Genomic DNA, 14,885 nt, shown 5'->3' on the forward strand with positions numbered 1-14,885 from the left:
TAACTTTTGACTTCCCCCTCGTAGGACGCACTTAACTTTTCTATCCTCCTAAAGTCCGCGTATAAATTACCTGACCTTGCGAATCATAAAGGAAAACAGACAAATTGGCATTGTCACTAATTACAGCTAGGGCTTCTCGTAGGATTTGCAAGTGAGTGCTAAAGTCAACAGCAGTATCCAAATTATGTAAATTAGGATTAGCCAAGGTATTTTGTCTTAATTGGTCGTACTCAGGAGTTAACCGCACAATAATTCCTGCATTATCCATACTAAAAGTACAAATCCGAATTCCATTAACACAGGTTTTGTCTAAGTCAGTACGGGTTTGTTGCAAACTACTAACAACTTGTAGTTTTTCTTGTACTTGTTTGAGGGCTGTTGAGTAGGGTTCGATTAAGGACTGAGCCGGAGTGGAGTACAAGCTATCTTGGGAAACTTTTTTAACAGTTTCCAAAGCCTGCTCCCAGTATGTCGCCGCTGCTTGCCATTGGTTTTGTTGCTGATAGACTTTGGCTTGGTTGGCGATACTAACAGCTTGTTGGTAAGTTCTAGCAGCTAATTGTTCTTTAATAGTGCGATCGCGTGCTGCTACTAACTTAGGTTTATAATCTAACAACAACTTTTGGGCTTGTTGATATGTGGGGCTAGTCTGGGGAATCACCCTCAAGGCATTAATGACTATCTGCCAGTTAGACTCCACTTTTTGCCAATCCTTCAAGGATTTAGCACTAGCTTGTCGGTTCTCGGCTGTATTTGCTACAGCTTTTGCTGCTGCTAGTTTTTTCAGCCATTTTTCTTCAATTAGTATCTGCTGATTCACAGCGTGCAAACTGATACGATAGCTAAATAATTTTGCTTGCACTAGGGCATACAGTTCGCTATTAGGAGTTATAGCCTCCAGTGGTGCGATCGCCTGTCGCCATAAATGTTGTCTAGCTTGTATTTCTTCTAAACTACCTGCGGGAGTTTTAATTTTTTCTGCCGCCAAAGATGCGGTCTGCAAAGCCTTAACTACTTGGTCGATTTTTTCTGACCGTCCAGTCAAATTTGCTTTGAGTTCTTCTGATACCTGGTAACGCGGCGACCAACTAGGAATTACGTTTAAGGCTGTGCTAGCCGCTGCAAGTCGCTGCTGCACTGCTACTAATTCTTTTTCTGACTTGGCGCGGCGCATCAATTCGGGGGATTGTGTTTTTAATTGCTCAGCAACTTCTATTTCTTTGCACTCAGACATCATACAAGGGCGAGTCAGCAAATAGCCGCCAACGCCTAAAACGATAAATCCCACCAAGGCTACACCTACAAACAGAGGTTTGAGGCGTCCTGGTTTAGAAGCCGCTAAATTCGGTGCATCTGCAAATGGGTCAAATACTTCTTCTGGTTCAGTTTCATCAAATGATGGTAAATAGGTCAGAGCTGATGAGGCGGATGAAGAGTAGTCAGACAAAGCAGACAAGGAAGATATTGCTCCCTCATCTTTTTGCACTTCCTCATCTTCCCCTACTCCCCTTACTCCCCAAATCCCCATCTCCTTGTCTTCCCATCTTGTTCTTTGCTTGAGAGCTAGAAAACATTTGCTATAAGGAAGTTGTTCGCCAAAAACTCTGAGGAAACATTGCACTCGTTGCTCTCTGTAGGATGCTAAGGACTGAAGTACCTCCTCAATGACTGCAAAGATCACTTGAGCATCAACTATTACACTTGATGGGTGTTGAGTTAAAATCATTAGCTCGTCTTTATTGACGGCACATTTAACTTGAAACACTCCAGATGATGAGACTTCTACCAGCAATTGTTCCTGCAAAGTTTTAGCTAAAAGCTGTAAATCTTCCTGCTGGACTGCTACTTTCATAGAACTTTCGTACTGAATTTCTATATTGTTTTGATTATCTTTAAGGAGATGAAATGAACTTTTTGAATTTGTTGAATAAAGATGCACAGTTTAACCAACCACAGCCTGAAAATATAATCGAACAACTTTCTAACACAAATTCCAGCTTTTAACCAAAAATTAAAATATTAATGATTGTTCGCATGAATACATTTTCAAGCTAGTAGATACAAGATTAGCTAATCTATCTGTAGGTATATATTTTTTGATAAAAAACGGGAACAATAGAATTTTTGAGCATTTTTACTGCATAATTCTATGACAATTAAATTTACAACAGCTAAGTAGAACGGTATAAATAAACCAAAGCATGTAAGGAAAATTAAAGTTAACTAAAATCCTCTTCTCTTCTGCCTTCTGTCCTCTATCCTCTGTTCTCTGCCCTCTACGTGATCTTAATGATAAATATTCACCCCGATTTACTTACTCTTTGGCAAGATTATAGTTGCAGACAAATTGTGACAAAATTATCCACAAGTTAAGGAAATGTGGGAATGTCAGAGGTTTTTGACAGGTATGCTAGTTATCTTCTATGCTGGGAAGTCTACTGAGGAGATTAATTACATCTTCTGGGTAGGAAAATTAATTTGCCTCATCTGCTGAATTCGATAAAATTGATACGTAAAAAATAAGTTTTTCTAGTTGCCAAAAGTTTAATTATGTAATAAAAGTGCTGTCAAATATTTAGATAGTAGTAACCCTCAGCTTGGAAAGTGTCAATACAAGGTGTATCAATGGATTTATTAGAGTATCAAGTGAAAGAATGGTTTGGCAAGATAGGCATTCCTGTATTGCCTTCGCAACGAATTGACCATCCTACAGATTTAAAACGTTTAAAAATTCGCTTTCCAATTGTATTAAAATCTCAAGTACATGGAGCAGAACGGGCAAAAGCAGGTGGGGTCAGGTTTGCCGAAACAACTATCGATGCGATCGCCGCTGCCCAAAATATCTTTAGTTTACCGATATGGGGAGAGTTGCCGGAAGTTGTCCTAGCAGAATCCCAATACGACGCCAACCAAGAATTTTATCTAGCAGTGGTTTTAGACACCGCTGTTTGCCGACCAGTGCTTTTAGGTTCCAAAGAAGCAAACATCGATTGGGAATCTGCTGGAGAAAAAATGCACTATGTGGTTGTCGAACAAGAATTTTCTCCATTTTATGCGCGACGACTTGCTTTGAAAATGGGCTTGCAGGGAACACTGATGCAGTCGGTAAGCAGCGTTGTCCAGAAAATGTACCAGTTGTTTGTACAAAAAGACCTGGATTTAGTCGAAATTAATCCTTTGGCAGTCAATCCTAATGGTGAAGTTATGGCTCTCAATGGTAAAGTCAGGGTGAATGAACGCTCAATCAAGCGTCATCCAGATGTTGCCCAAATGGCAGCAAAAATTATCAGCCGTCATCCAAGTAGTGAAATCAACGGTATTTTGGGCGACTGGGAAGGTGTGCAAATGCACGGAAAAATCGGGATTTTAGGTAATGGTACTGGTTCAGTAATGGCAACTTTGGATTTAGTCGCTAATGCTGGCGGAAAACCAGGTGTTTGTTTGAATCTACGCCATGCTTTCCTCACGGATACCACACCAACTACCTTTTGCGATCGCCTACAAACAGGTTTAAAAATTTTAGCTGCTGATAAAAGCATCGAAGTCATACTAATTAACTTCTTAGGTAGCATTCCTCAAGCCGAGGAAGTAACCCAAGTTATAGCCAAATTTATAGAACAAGACAATAACGAACTCAAATTACAAGTTGTACGCTCTAATGGTAGTAAACACCAAGATGTGAATTTTCCATCCTTAGTTATCCGCCTTGCTGGTTCAGAGTTAAATTCAACTAAAAATTATTTAGCAAGACTTAAAACTAGCAGCAATACTCTTGCTGTGGTAGAAAATTTAGATGAAGCCGTGAAAGTTGCAGTTCGGATTGCTAAACCAAATGCTAATAAGAAGTAGCCGCCAATAACTATTAATTTGTAATCTGTTTTGCTCAGCAACGCTAATGTAAATGAAAAGCGCCAAGCGCGATATGATTAAAAAATAAAATTTGTCAAATGCCATCTAAATTTCCTACTTTTAAATCTGTAGGCTGATTTAGTTAAATTAGTATTACTTTTTAGTTGCGGAGATAAATTTCCAAATGGAATACGAAAACTAATAAATTGCAGTAACTCCTAAAATTAATACAATACTGTATACATATCTTTTATGCCCAGTGGCTCGACTGACTGGTTTGCCAAGCTTACGGTAATTTATTATGAACATAACGCCAGAGAGTAAAGTCTTAATTCAAGGCTTTTGTGAATTTATATCAGGCACTCACGTTACTCAAATGAAAGCTTACGGTACGAATTTGGTAGCTGGTGTTAATCCTGGATGCGGCGGACAGGAAATGCACGAACTGCCAGTATTTGATTTAGTAGAAGAGGTAGTACAAGAATTTGGCGCAATTGACACAACAATTATCTGTGTAGATCCTTACGATGTTTTGGATGCGGCATTAGAAGCGATCGCATCTCAAATTCGCCAAATTATTATTATCACCGCTGGCGTGCCACCTTTGGATATGGTGCAATTACTCCGCAAAGCCGAGGCCTGTGAAACTTTGGTAGTAGGGCCAAATAGTCCGGGGATTATTGTACCGGGAAAAATTCTTTTGGGAACTCAACCTAGCGAGTTTTATACACCAGGGCCAGTGGGGATCGTCAGTCGTAGCAGCACCCTCACCTACGAAGTCGCCTATGAATTAACAAAAGCTGGTTTGGGGCAGTCGATTAGTGTCAGTATTGGTAGTGATGCGATCGTCGGTTCCTCGTTTTTGCAATGGCTGCAAATTCTCGATGAAGATGAAACTACACAAGCGATCGTTTTAGTCGGTCAACCCGGCGGCGGTAGTGAAGAAGCAGCGGCGCGGTACATTGCTGAGGCTATTGATAAACCAGTAATTGGCTACATTGCAGGCAGACAAGCACCACCAGGAAAAAGTTGGCGTCAAACTGGGACTTTAGCAACATTTATCGGACGCGATCCTAATTTTGGTACAGCCCAAAGTAAATTAGCTGCTTTGAAAGAAGTACAAGTTCCTGTAGCTGAACGCCCTTCTCAAATTCCAGAATTGGTAAGAAAAAGGATAAATTAAATTTGGAGATAGTATTAGGTATTACAAAAAAAGTTGTTATGTTTTACTTGGAATACATATAGTTGATTAAACTACAATTTTGACAAAATTTCTGGCAACAACTGACTTGGAACTTTCGATAAAGCAAAATTTTGCCCTTGTATTCCTAATTCATTGTGAAAAGCACGGATAGTTTTCACCATATAGCCGAAGGTTGTTTGATAAACTTCCGTTTGTTTATTCAATCCATTGAGAGCTTGCAAATGATGTTCTAATGCTACTTCTAGATGTTGAGAACGTATTGCTTTATCAGTATTAAAAGATTTATCTATTACTAGCTGATAGTGTGCCAGTCCCAAGTTATTATGAGAGGCAAACAAGTCAAAACTTAAAGAGTTGCTGCTCAGTGAATGAGCCAAAGCTAGAGATTCTTCGTAAGCATTGATGCATAATTGCAGATATTTTTGCCGTGCTTCTTTAGGGGTTTGAGATAGATTTGCTAAATTCCAATAGGCAGTACCCAAATTATTTTGTGTGGCAGCACAAGCACTAGGAACGTTAGCTGGAGTACGATATTTCAGAGCTTCGTTATAGACATCAATAGCTAGTTGTAAATTTTCAGCAGATTGTTCGTATTGTGCTAAATTCCAATAGGCAGTACCAACGTTGTTTTGAATCATGCCATACTTGAGCGGTTCCTCTTGGGGATTATAGTGTATGAGTGCTTGGTTGTAAGCGGCGATCGCTTTGTTTAAATGCACAATCGGTTGATTATATTGTCCTAAATGCCAGTAAGCAGTTCCCAAATTATTTTGGCAAGCAGCATACTTTAATGAATCCATATCTGCTGTACGGTAATTAAGTGCTTCGCTGTAAGCTAAAACTGCTTGTTGCCAATTCTCAGATGGCTGAGAAAAACGAGCTAAATCACCATAAGCTGTCCCTAAGTTGTTTTGGACGCGGGCGTAAGTTTCTGGATGTGTCTGGGATGAGATTGTATTTAACGCCAACTGATAAAATTCTATTGCTTGTTCTATATAAGTTTGTCCTTCTTCAGAATTAGGTGGTGTGCGGTATAACATCCAATAAAGTGTACCCAAGTCATTCAAAATATCTGGGAGTTGCGGTGAAATTTCGTTATAGCTAATTGCCTCTTGATAAGCAATGATTGCTACCATCAAATTTTCTAAGGTTGATTCTCCTTGCTCAATCCGAAGGCGGTATAAGTTACCCAAGCGATGATAAGCTTCTGCCAGTATTTCTCCAGGAAGTTGTTGTAAATGTAATTCTTCAATTTCTAGCAAAATCAGCTGCGGTTGCCAGTCATCTTCTATATCTTGAGTAATCTTTGTGTTAATTGTTGCTAATACTAACTCCGTTAACTCACTGCTAATATGAGATAAAGAAGATAGTAATTGCTGCTCGTTTCCACTGCCAGATCTAATAGTAGATTCCTGTTGTGGCATAGTCTTCGATTCGATGATTGATGCAGTATCTGACTGTATTTTGTGTACATTATTTTCTGGTGTCTGTGCTGAAAAATTGGAATTCTTCTCAAACTTTAATTCACTAGCTGTTGTTTTGAATTCTGCTTGGGTAACAGATTCATCTGAAATCGACTGATCAAGATTCCCTACATCCAAACTTCTAGAATTAGAAAAACGTTCTGGATACCTTGAATTCTGAGTTGCTGGTGTCGGTTCTCCAGCAAACACAAATACCCCAGTACGGCAATGCCAAAATTGTGGTGCTGATTGTTGGATAGCAGACAACCAAGGACGGGGTATCCACAACAGCAAGTTAGATTCTAGAAATCGACTGGATCCTTGTGTGGAGAAATATTGCTCGCTTAAACGGAGATAATGCAAGAATAAACGCTGTGTTGCCACTGGTTGCTTAGTTAGCTGCTCCACACCTACAATTTGAAATGCTGGTATTGGAGAAACTTTTCCTGGAGTATCTTTTGATGCCCCAATAATTGGCGGTGGATAATTGGCCACCCATTGATTGATTTGAACTATGGGATTGGGATCGTTTAAATTCAACCGCAGCGTCACTAATCGTGGATAAGCTGGAGTGCTATTTTCTTGAGCATTTGATGGTTGATATAGCACTTGTCCCACAGGATAAGCCAATGTAGAATGCAAACGAGCTGCTACTTGATTTCTTAAATGTAAATCATCACATACCGCTAAAAAAAGTTGTCGCCGCAAACCAAGACTTAAGGCAAGTTTTAAGCGCTGGTATACTTGTCGATTCCAAGTAAAATTATCGTTGTGTACAGTATCATTCACACTCATGGCGGCTAAAGAGCCAAAAGACAGTATATATCACCTTTATAGGTTCATCGAAGTTAGCTAAAAATTTCATTATCAGCAATGATTTATAGTGAGTGTTGTGCTCCTGAGGATAATAACAATTTTGGATTTTGCAGAAAGTTAAGCCAGTGCTACCTCAGCGCCTTGCATTGGCATCTTCTAGTGTCAAAGCTAAGACTTGCAGCGATTTTTTAGCGCAGCTCTGTTCGAGGTAGCAGCATCACTTTCTAAGACAGATTAGCAATTTTTGATTAAAATTCTTAATTACGAAGCTGTTCAGCGGAATTGCCAATAACATTACTTCTCCAATTTGGTATAAGTTAAACTTTTTAGGTTTGATAAAATAATAAAGTATGTAATTATACTTAGTAACTAAATTAATTTTCACAATAAATAAAAAAGCAGGCTCCTCCTGAAATCGGAACCTGAAAAATTATAAAAATGAAATTTTATTAAAATGTTTTACGCTCAACAGTTTTAGGAAACCAAGAAAGCGACTGAAATCAAGCCACCAACCAAAGCAGCAGCCGCAATTCCTACAAAAATATAGATTCGCTTTTGGCCTTCCGTAGCGGGTTCTGCTTGATAAATCTTAGGTTCCTTGGCAAAATTATTCAGGCGGCCGCCTTCTTCGGTTGTATAGGGCATGAATCAATTCCTTTATCTTTATTCTTCATTTAATGTTACATAAATACGAGTTTTGCTCAAAAAATGCTAGACAAATCGTTACATTGGGGATTGGGTATTAGGAATTGCCCACTGGATATTAAGAGTTAAAAGAATTATTTCCTAGTCCCCATTCCCTAACTAGTAACCTTCCCAGTCAGAGGCGAACTAGCACTGGCGTAATCTTTAATGGGCATTCTGCCAGCAAGGTATGCTAAACGACCGGCAACTGTTGCTAAATTCATCGCACGAGCCATTGCTGCCGGGTTTTGAGCTAGAGCGATCGCACTATTAATCAACAAAGCGTCTGCTCCCAATTCCATTGCCTGAGCGGCTTGGGAGGGTGAACCAATCCCAGCATCTACCACCACAGGTATATCGGCATTTTCAATGATGATTTGGATATTGGCGGTTGTTTTTAGCCCTTGTCCAGAACCAATTGGCGAAGCTAAAGGCATCACCGTAGCACAGCCTACATCTTCCAAGCGTTTGGCTAGCATGGGGTCAGCGTTGATATAGGGCAATACTGCAAAACCTTCTTTAACTAGTTGTTCTGCTGCTTCTAGTGTGCCAATCGGGTCTGGAAGTAAATACTTAGAATCTGGTATTACTTCTAACTTAACAAAATTATTATCTTCTTGTCCCAATAATTTCGCCATTTCTCGCCCCAAACGCGCCACCCGAATCGCTTCATCGGCAGTTTGACAACCTGCGGTGTTGGGCAACATCCAGATTTTTGTCCAATCTAAAGCTTCTGCTAAACCTTCGTGTCCAGGGGCTTTGGTTTGTACTCGTCGGACTGCTACGGTAACAATTTCGCAATCACTGGCGGCAATACTTTGTTGCATTTGTTCAATGCTACGATACTTACCAGTTCCCGTCATCAAGCGGGATTGGAAGGTTTTGCCTGCGATAATTAGTGGCGAGTCGGTAGAGATGCGATTAATTGCGTCTGTAAGGAGTGGGGGGGTAGGGTGTCCGTTGGAGAAATTGGCAGAGTGAGTGAGCATGGGGGTGCGGGTAGATGGCTGGGACTGGAAGCGCGAATAATGGAAATCAGCAAGTAGGGGGTCAGATTTTTGTTCCAAAATGAAATCGGCAATCAATGCTGCTGTTACGGGTGCAAGTAGAATCCCGTTGCGGTAATGACCAGTGGCAAAGGTTAAATTTTCACAATGGCTAGTGCCGAGAATGGGTAATTCGTCAGCAGTGGCAGGGCGAAATCCCCACCAGAATTGGAGTATGGGATAATGCTTTAATTGCGGATACAACCGGATGGCAGCTTGTAATAATGTTTGAATCCCTTCAGGAGTGTTGTGGGGTGTAAAACCAACATCTTCGACTGTTGCCCCAATAATCAGCGAGCGATCGCGTCTCGGTACAATGTAAATATCTTCCCCGAACAAAATCCGCTGCAACGGCAATTCCGGTACAAATTCCGGTATTTTTAGACTCAATATTTGTCCTTTTCGAGGACGCACGGGTAATGGTAACAACTCATTCGCCCAAGCACCTGAAGCTAAAACATAATGGGCGGCGCGAATTACCCCAGTATTCGTTTGGATGCCAACAACTTGTCCCTGTTGCTGTAAAAATGCTTCTACTGTAACGCCATCTTTAAGTTCAACACCAATAGATTCGGCTGCTGTCCGCAGTACTTGAGCTAGAGCCTTATTATCGACTTGGGCATCTTCGGGATACCACCAGCCACCTACTACTTCGGTTCCCAATCCTGGCTGATATTGATGAATTGCTTGTTTGTCTAACCAGTATGAGGGGGAATAGGAGGCAGGGGGGCGGGGAGCAGGGAGCAAAGCGGAAAGAGGTAATTTTTCATTTTCTCTCTTGCCCCTTACCCCTTGCCCCTGTGCCTCTTGAAAAACGGGTGTGAGGATACCGCAAGGCCAATAGTTGGTATTTAAGCCGCTCAATTCTTCCAGTTTACGCGTCCAGTCGGCATATAAAGCACGCGATCGCCAACACAAAGAACGCATTGCCTCGTTCGGGATTTTTTCGGCATCTGGTGCCAACATCCCAGCGGCAGCGTGGGTAGCAGCAGCCTGGAAATCACGACAAACCACGGTGACATTTGTCCCGCGCAGTTTAAGTTCAATGGCGATCGCTAAACCAATAACGCCGCCACCAATAATTACAATTTCACTAGTCATTAGTCATTTAGTCATTGCTCATTAGCCACCGAGCATTAGTGCATGACTAATAAATCATAACTAATAAAGGAATAACTAAAGACTAGTAAAGCGGGCGCCTAAATAAACCAACCATCTCAAATGTCTAAAACGCTTAGGCAACGGTAATTACGAATTACTAATTACTAATCCTGCCAAGCGCTACTAGCAACCATTACCACAAGGCTCGAATTGGTTCGCTGGGATTTGAATCACTTGATGAGCTATCGCTTGTGGAAGAGTCTGTATTAGAGTCTGTTGTATTGTCAGGAGATGAGGTTGAGTCGTTGCTAGGATTCTGGGCAACACTGCTCCTGTTATCAGGTCTTGGGGCGACAATGGAGCGTTTATTTTGATTTGTTTGAGTTGTGGGAGTTTCCTCAGTTGCAGTTTCTTCGTTCTGGCTGCCAGCACTGCTATTAACATTAATATTAGCTGGCAGAACTTCTGATTTTTTACCAGTCGGATTATTGGCGGTTTGTACGCCCATTGGAAAGTTAATGCCTAGTAATGTACCAAGCAAAATGGCTAGACCTCCAGCCATTAATATTAGGGGTGTCCATCTACCCATCTTGTTTTACTCCTTTTTAACCTTTTGGTGTCCACACTTTTTAAGAACCTTGTCCCCAAAATCCATCAAACTTTTGTCACATTCACGTCGTCTAAAACCTGCGTTTTACGGTTTATTACGTAGGTCTATTCTGGGAAAATGGGGAGGAAGCTAACGACGTGTTGCTTGCGCCAATTGGCTGCTGAGACTTCGCCCTCTACTTTAACCGTGCAGGTATTGTAACTGACAATAACCCGACAGTTTATTACCTTAGCATCGTCATTGTAGAGGTCAATACTATTTTGCTGCAAAATTTTGCGGAGATTGCTTGCTTGGATTTAATTGTTTTACCTTGAGCTAATACCTTAGGCATTTTTTAAATTGCCAAACTGGCTTTTTGTTGTATATTGACATATTGCCTCGAAAGTTGTCTCGTCGGCCCGAGTTTTATGACTACAATTTCCTCACCTCAACTTTGGCTCTATGACACTACATTACGGGATGGCACTCAGCGCGAGGGGCTATCTGTATCGATAGAAGATAAGTTACGCATTGCCAAAAGACTCGATCAACTGGGAATTCCCTTTATTGAAGGTGGTTGGCCTGGTGCCAATCCTAAGGATGTACAATTTTTCTGGCAACTGAGAGAAGATCCGCTCAAACATGCAGAAGTTGTTGCTTTTTGTTCGACTCGACGCCCTAACACTTGTGCGGCAGAAGAACCGATGCTACAAGCGATTCTGGCTGCGGGAACTCGCTGGGTGACAATTTTTGGCAAGTCTTGGGATTTACATGTCACAGCCGGACTCAAGACGACGTTAGAAGAAAATTTAGCGATGATTCGTGACACAATTGAGTACCTCCGTTCTCAAGGGCGTCGCGCAATCTACGATGCCGAACATTGGTTTGATGGCTATAAGCACAATCCAGGTTATGCTTTACAGACATTAGAGGCAGCGATCGCATCTGGTGCCGAATGGCTAGTCTTGTGTGATACCAATGGCGGCACTTTACCCCACGAAGTTAGCCAAATTGTTCAAGATGTCATTAGTCATTTGTCATTAGTGAGCCAGTGCGTTGCGGAGGTTCCCTCCGTTGTTCGCGCAGCGTCTTTGTCAGGAGAAGCAACTGGCGTCATTCCTCAACAACCAATGACAAAGGACAAAGGACAAAGGACAATGCCCCAAATCGGAATTCACACTCATAACGATTCGGAAATGGCGGTTGCTAATGCCCTAGCAGCTGTGATGGCAGGGGCAAAGATGGTACAAGGTACAATTAACGGTTACGGCGAACGTTGCGGTAATGCTAACCTCTGTTCACTAATTCCTAATTTACAACTGAAACTGGGTTACAGTTGTATCACAGAAGACCAGCTAACACAACTTACAGAAGCGAGTCGTTTTGTGAGTGAGGTGGTTAATCTTGCTCCTGATGAACATGCCCCCTTTGTCGGACGTTCGGCTTTTGCACACAAAGGTGGTATTCATGTATCTGCTGTGGAACGTAATCCCATAACTTACGAACACATGCAACCGGAAAAAGTGGGAAATCGTCGCCGCATTGTGATTTCCGAACAGTCGGGACTGAGCAATGTTTTAGCTAAAGCCCGCAGTTTTGGGATTGAATTGGATCAGTTAAAGGCAGAGGCGAAGCAAATTCTTCAGCGCCTCAAAGATTTGGAGAGTGAAGGATTTCAATTTGAAGCAGCAGAGGCTAGTTTTGCACTGTTGATGCATGAAGCTTTGGGAGGACGCCAAAAGTTTTTTGAAGTCAAAGGTTTTCAAGTCCACTGTGATTTGATTGAGGGCAAAGAAACTACTAACGCTCTAGCCACAATCAAAATCGCTGTTGACGGTAAGAATATTCTGGAGGCGGCGGAAGGTAATGGCCCAGTTGCAGCGTTGGATGCTGCTTTACGCAAGGCTTTGGTGAACTTTTATCCTCAAATTGCAACTTTTGATTTGACGGATTATAAAGTGCGGATTCTCAACGGACATGCGGGTACTGCGGCGAAAACCCGCGTGTTTGTAGAATCAGGCGATGGTCGTCAACGCTGGACAACTGTAGGAGTTTCCACTAACATTTTGGAAGCTTCCTATCAAGCGGTGGTGGAGGGCTTGGAATATGGTTTGTTATTGCACTCCCAAGCCCAAGCAGCAGTAAAAGCTTCTAGTTGACAAATAACGCTATTTAGTGTAAGCAAAATCTACATTTTTCCATGAGAATGGGAGGCGATCGCCTCCCATTCTCGTGCAACACTTTTAGGCGATCGTAGTTTTGCATGTAGCCAGTGCAAATAAGTGTTTAAGAGTAAGTAATCAGGGGAAGGGTAACTGATTGTTTGTTGCTCAAAAACTTGCTTTTATTTCCTTAGTACAGATAGGATTTTCTCCTTCTTATTTGTGTAATTAATAGTAAGTATAAATACTTACAAATTAATCACAAAAAAATATACATTTGTAGGGTTATGGTTGATGATATCCTAATTGTCGGTGAATTCAAGCTTGAACTTTCAAGCTCCTGCTTGGTTAAAATTTATGCTGCAAAAGAGTGTACTTTCTAAGCTAGTACAAGCCCAAATTTTCCAAATTAAAATTAGCGCTTAAAACGTATGCAGCACGAAGAATATGCCATTCTGGGCTTGAGTTAAGTTAATAGGGAAAGGAAGACTGTTCGCAAATGTCTGAAAATCGTTTGTCTTCGGGAATTTCGGGTTTAGACGAAGTTCTCTGTGGCGGTTATGTTCCAGATCGCACCTATTTAATTCGGGGTGGGCCGGGAGCTGGTAAAACAACACTGGGAATGCATTTCTTAACAACAGGGGCAGCAAATGGCGAACAGGTTTTGTTCATTACCTTGGGAGAAACCGTCACCCAACTAAAGCGTACTGCCCTTGGCCTGGGATTTGATTTAGAAGGTGTCACTTTTCTCGACCTTAGTCCTAGACCTGAATTTTTTGCCCAAGTTCAGACTTATGATATTTTCTCACCAGCTGAGGTAGAACGCGAACCAACAACGCGTCGGATTGTAGAGCAGGTAGAAGCCCTCAAGCCACAACGCATTTTTATTGATTCGATGACGCAGTTTCGCTACCTAGCGAGCGATACCTTTCAGTTTCGCAAACAAGTGCTGTCGTTTCTAAGATTTTTAGTAGAGCAAAGCACAACTGTTTTATTCACTTCAGAGAGCAGTGAAGAGGCGCCCGACGATGATTTACAGTTTATGAGTGATGCAGTAATCAATCTGAACTTTAGCAACAATGAGCGTACACTGTGTATATCTAAGTTTCGGGGAAGTGATTTTCAAGATGGCTATCATGCAATTCGTTTAACCAGTAAGGGAATGCAACTCTTCCCCCGATTAGTACCGAAAGATTACGAACAAGCTTTTAGTACTGAAGTAGTTTCCTCCGGGATCCCAGAAATTGATGAGTTGCTGCACGGTGGTATTGAACGCAGCACGATTACTATCATTAGCGGCCCCAGCGGTGTGGGTAAAAGCACGTTGGGACTCCAGTTTATGAAAGAGGCCGCCGGGCGGGGCGAACATTCAGTGATTTATACTTTCGAGGAAAGAAAGGAAACGCTGCTGCGCCGTGCTGAAGGCATTAATATTGCGGTTGGTGCAATGCAAGATAAAGGGACACTCTCTGTTGTTCAAGTAGAACCGTTATATTATACACCCGATGAATTTGCTAACCTCGTGCGTCAGGAAGTAGAGCAAAAACAGGCGCGGATTGTGATGATTGATAGTGTATCCGGCTATCGGCTTTCGGTGCGCGGAAAAGACTTGATTAGCCACATCCATTCGCTATGTAAGTATTTGCAAAACATGGGCGTTGCTGTGCTGCTGATCAACGAGATTGAAACGATTACAGGAGAATTTAGAGTTACAGAAATTGGAATTAGTTATTTGGCAGACACGATTATATTTCTGCGCTACTTAGAAATGCAAGGCGAACTACGGCGAACGATTGGCGTTCTTAAGAAGCGAATGACTGACTTTGAGAAAACCTTGCGCGAATTTGAAATTAGTCGTTACGGTATCAAAGTTGGTAAGCCACTCACACAGCTGCGAGGCGTGTTGACTGGAGTGCCTGAAATACTAGATGAATTGTGATAGCGTCATTATAAATTACTAATTGGGATGAC

The 14,885-nt window shown here is 41.7% G+C and carries 9 protein-coding genes and 1 pseudogene; 4 read left to right on the plus strand and 6 right to left on the minus strand.

What is annotated here, in order from left to right; translation table 11 throughout:
- Positions 1-40: 40 nt before the first annotated feature.
- On the minus strand, positions 41-1,852 hold the full coding sequence (locus tag FCR06_RS02495) for a hypothetical protein (protein ID WP_138497286.1): 1,812 nt from the start codon (positions 1,850-1,852) through the stop codon (positions 41-43).
- Positions 1,853-2,625: 773 nt separating this feature from the next.
- On the opposite strand from FCR06_RS02495, the gene FCR06_RS02500 reads away from it, so the two are divergent.
- On the plus strand, positions 2,626-3,849 hold the full coding sequence (locus FCR06_RS02500) for a succinate--CoA ligase subunit beta (RefSeq protein ID WP_138497287.1): 1,224 nt from the start codon (positions 2,626-2,628) through the stop codon (positions 3,847-3,849).
- Positions 3,850-4,150: 301 nt separating this feature from the next.
- The gene (locus FCR06_RS02505) at positions 4,151-5,032 is read left to right on the plus strand and encodes a succinate--CoA ligase subunit alpha (protein ID WP_138497288.1); all 882 of its coding nucleotides are present in this window, start codon (positions 4,151-4,153) and stop codon (positions 5,030-5,032) included.
- 71 nt (positions 5,033-5,103) lie between these two features.
- Here FCR06_RS02505 and FCR06_RS02510 read toward each other — a convergent pair whose 3' ends face one another.
- The 5 genes and pseudogenes from FCR06_RS02510 to FCR06_RS34730 all read right to left on the minus strand — a co-directional run bounded on the left by FCR06_RS02510 (position 5,104) and on the right by FCR06_RS34730 (position 11,104).
- On the minus strand, positions 5,104-7,311 hold the full coding sequence (locus FCR06_RS02510; RefSeq protein ID WP_138497289.1) for a tetratricopeptide repeat protein: 2,208 nt from the start codon (positions 7,309-7,311) through the stop codon (positions 5,104-5,106).
- Between the two features lie 495 nt (positions 7,312-7,806).
- Entirely contained in the window at positions 7,807-7,977 is a 171-nt protein-coding gene (gene psb34 / locus FCR06_RS02515) for a photosystem II assembly protein Psb34 (protein WP_138497290.1), read from the minus strand.
- Between the two features lie 155 nt (positions 7,978-8,132).
- The gene (gene thiO / locus FCR06_RS34545; protein WP_138497291.1) at positions 8,133-10,163 is read right to left on the minus strand and encodes a glycine oxidase ThiO; all 2,031 of its coding nucleotides are present in this window, start codon (positions 10,161-10,163) and stop codon (positions 8,133-8,135) included.
- 193 nt (positions 10,164-10,356) lie between these two features.
- Complete coding sequence (locus FCR06_RS02525; RefSeq protein ID WP_138497292.1) at positions 10,357-10,752, minus strand: hypothetical protein; 396 nt, start codon at positions 10,750-10,752, stop codon at positions 10,357-10,359.
- Positions 10,753-10,792: 40 nt separating this feature from the next.
- Positions 10,793-11,104, minus strand: a pseudogene (locus tag FCR06_RS34730) ((2Fe-2S)-binding protein).
- A 76-nt stretch (positions 11,105-11,180) separates the two neighbouring features.
- Here FCR06_RS34730 and cimA point away from each other — a divergent pair.
- A complete protein-coding gene (gene cimA, locus FCR06_RS02535) occupies positions 11,181-12,911 on the plus strand; it encodes a citramalate synthase (protein ID WP_138497293.1) in 1,731 nt (576 codons plus the stop codon).
- A 502-nt stretch (positions 12,912-13,413) separates the two neighbouring features.
- Positions 13,414-14,853, plus strand: coding sequence for a gas vesicle protein GvpD (locus FCR06_RS02540; RefSeq protein WP_138497294.1), 1,440 nt, complete (start codon positions 13,414-13,416; stop codon positions 14,851-14,853).
- The last annotated feature ends 32 nt before the right edge of the window (positions 14,854-14,885 follow it).

This window comes from Nostoc sp. PA-18-2419, from assembly GCF_005869855.1.
Taxonomy (GTDB): Bacteria; Cyanobacteriota; Cyanobacteriia; order Cyanobacteriales; family Nostocaceae; genus Nostoc.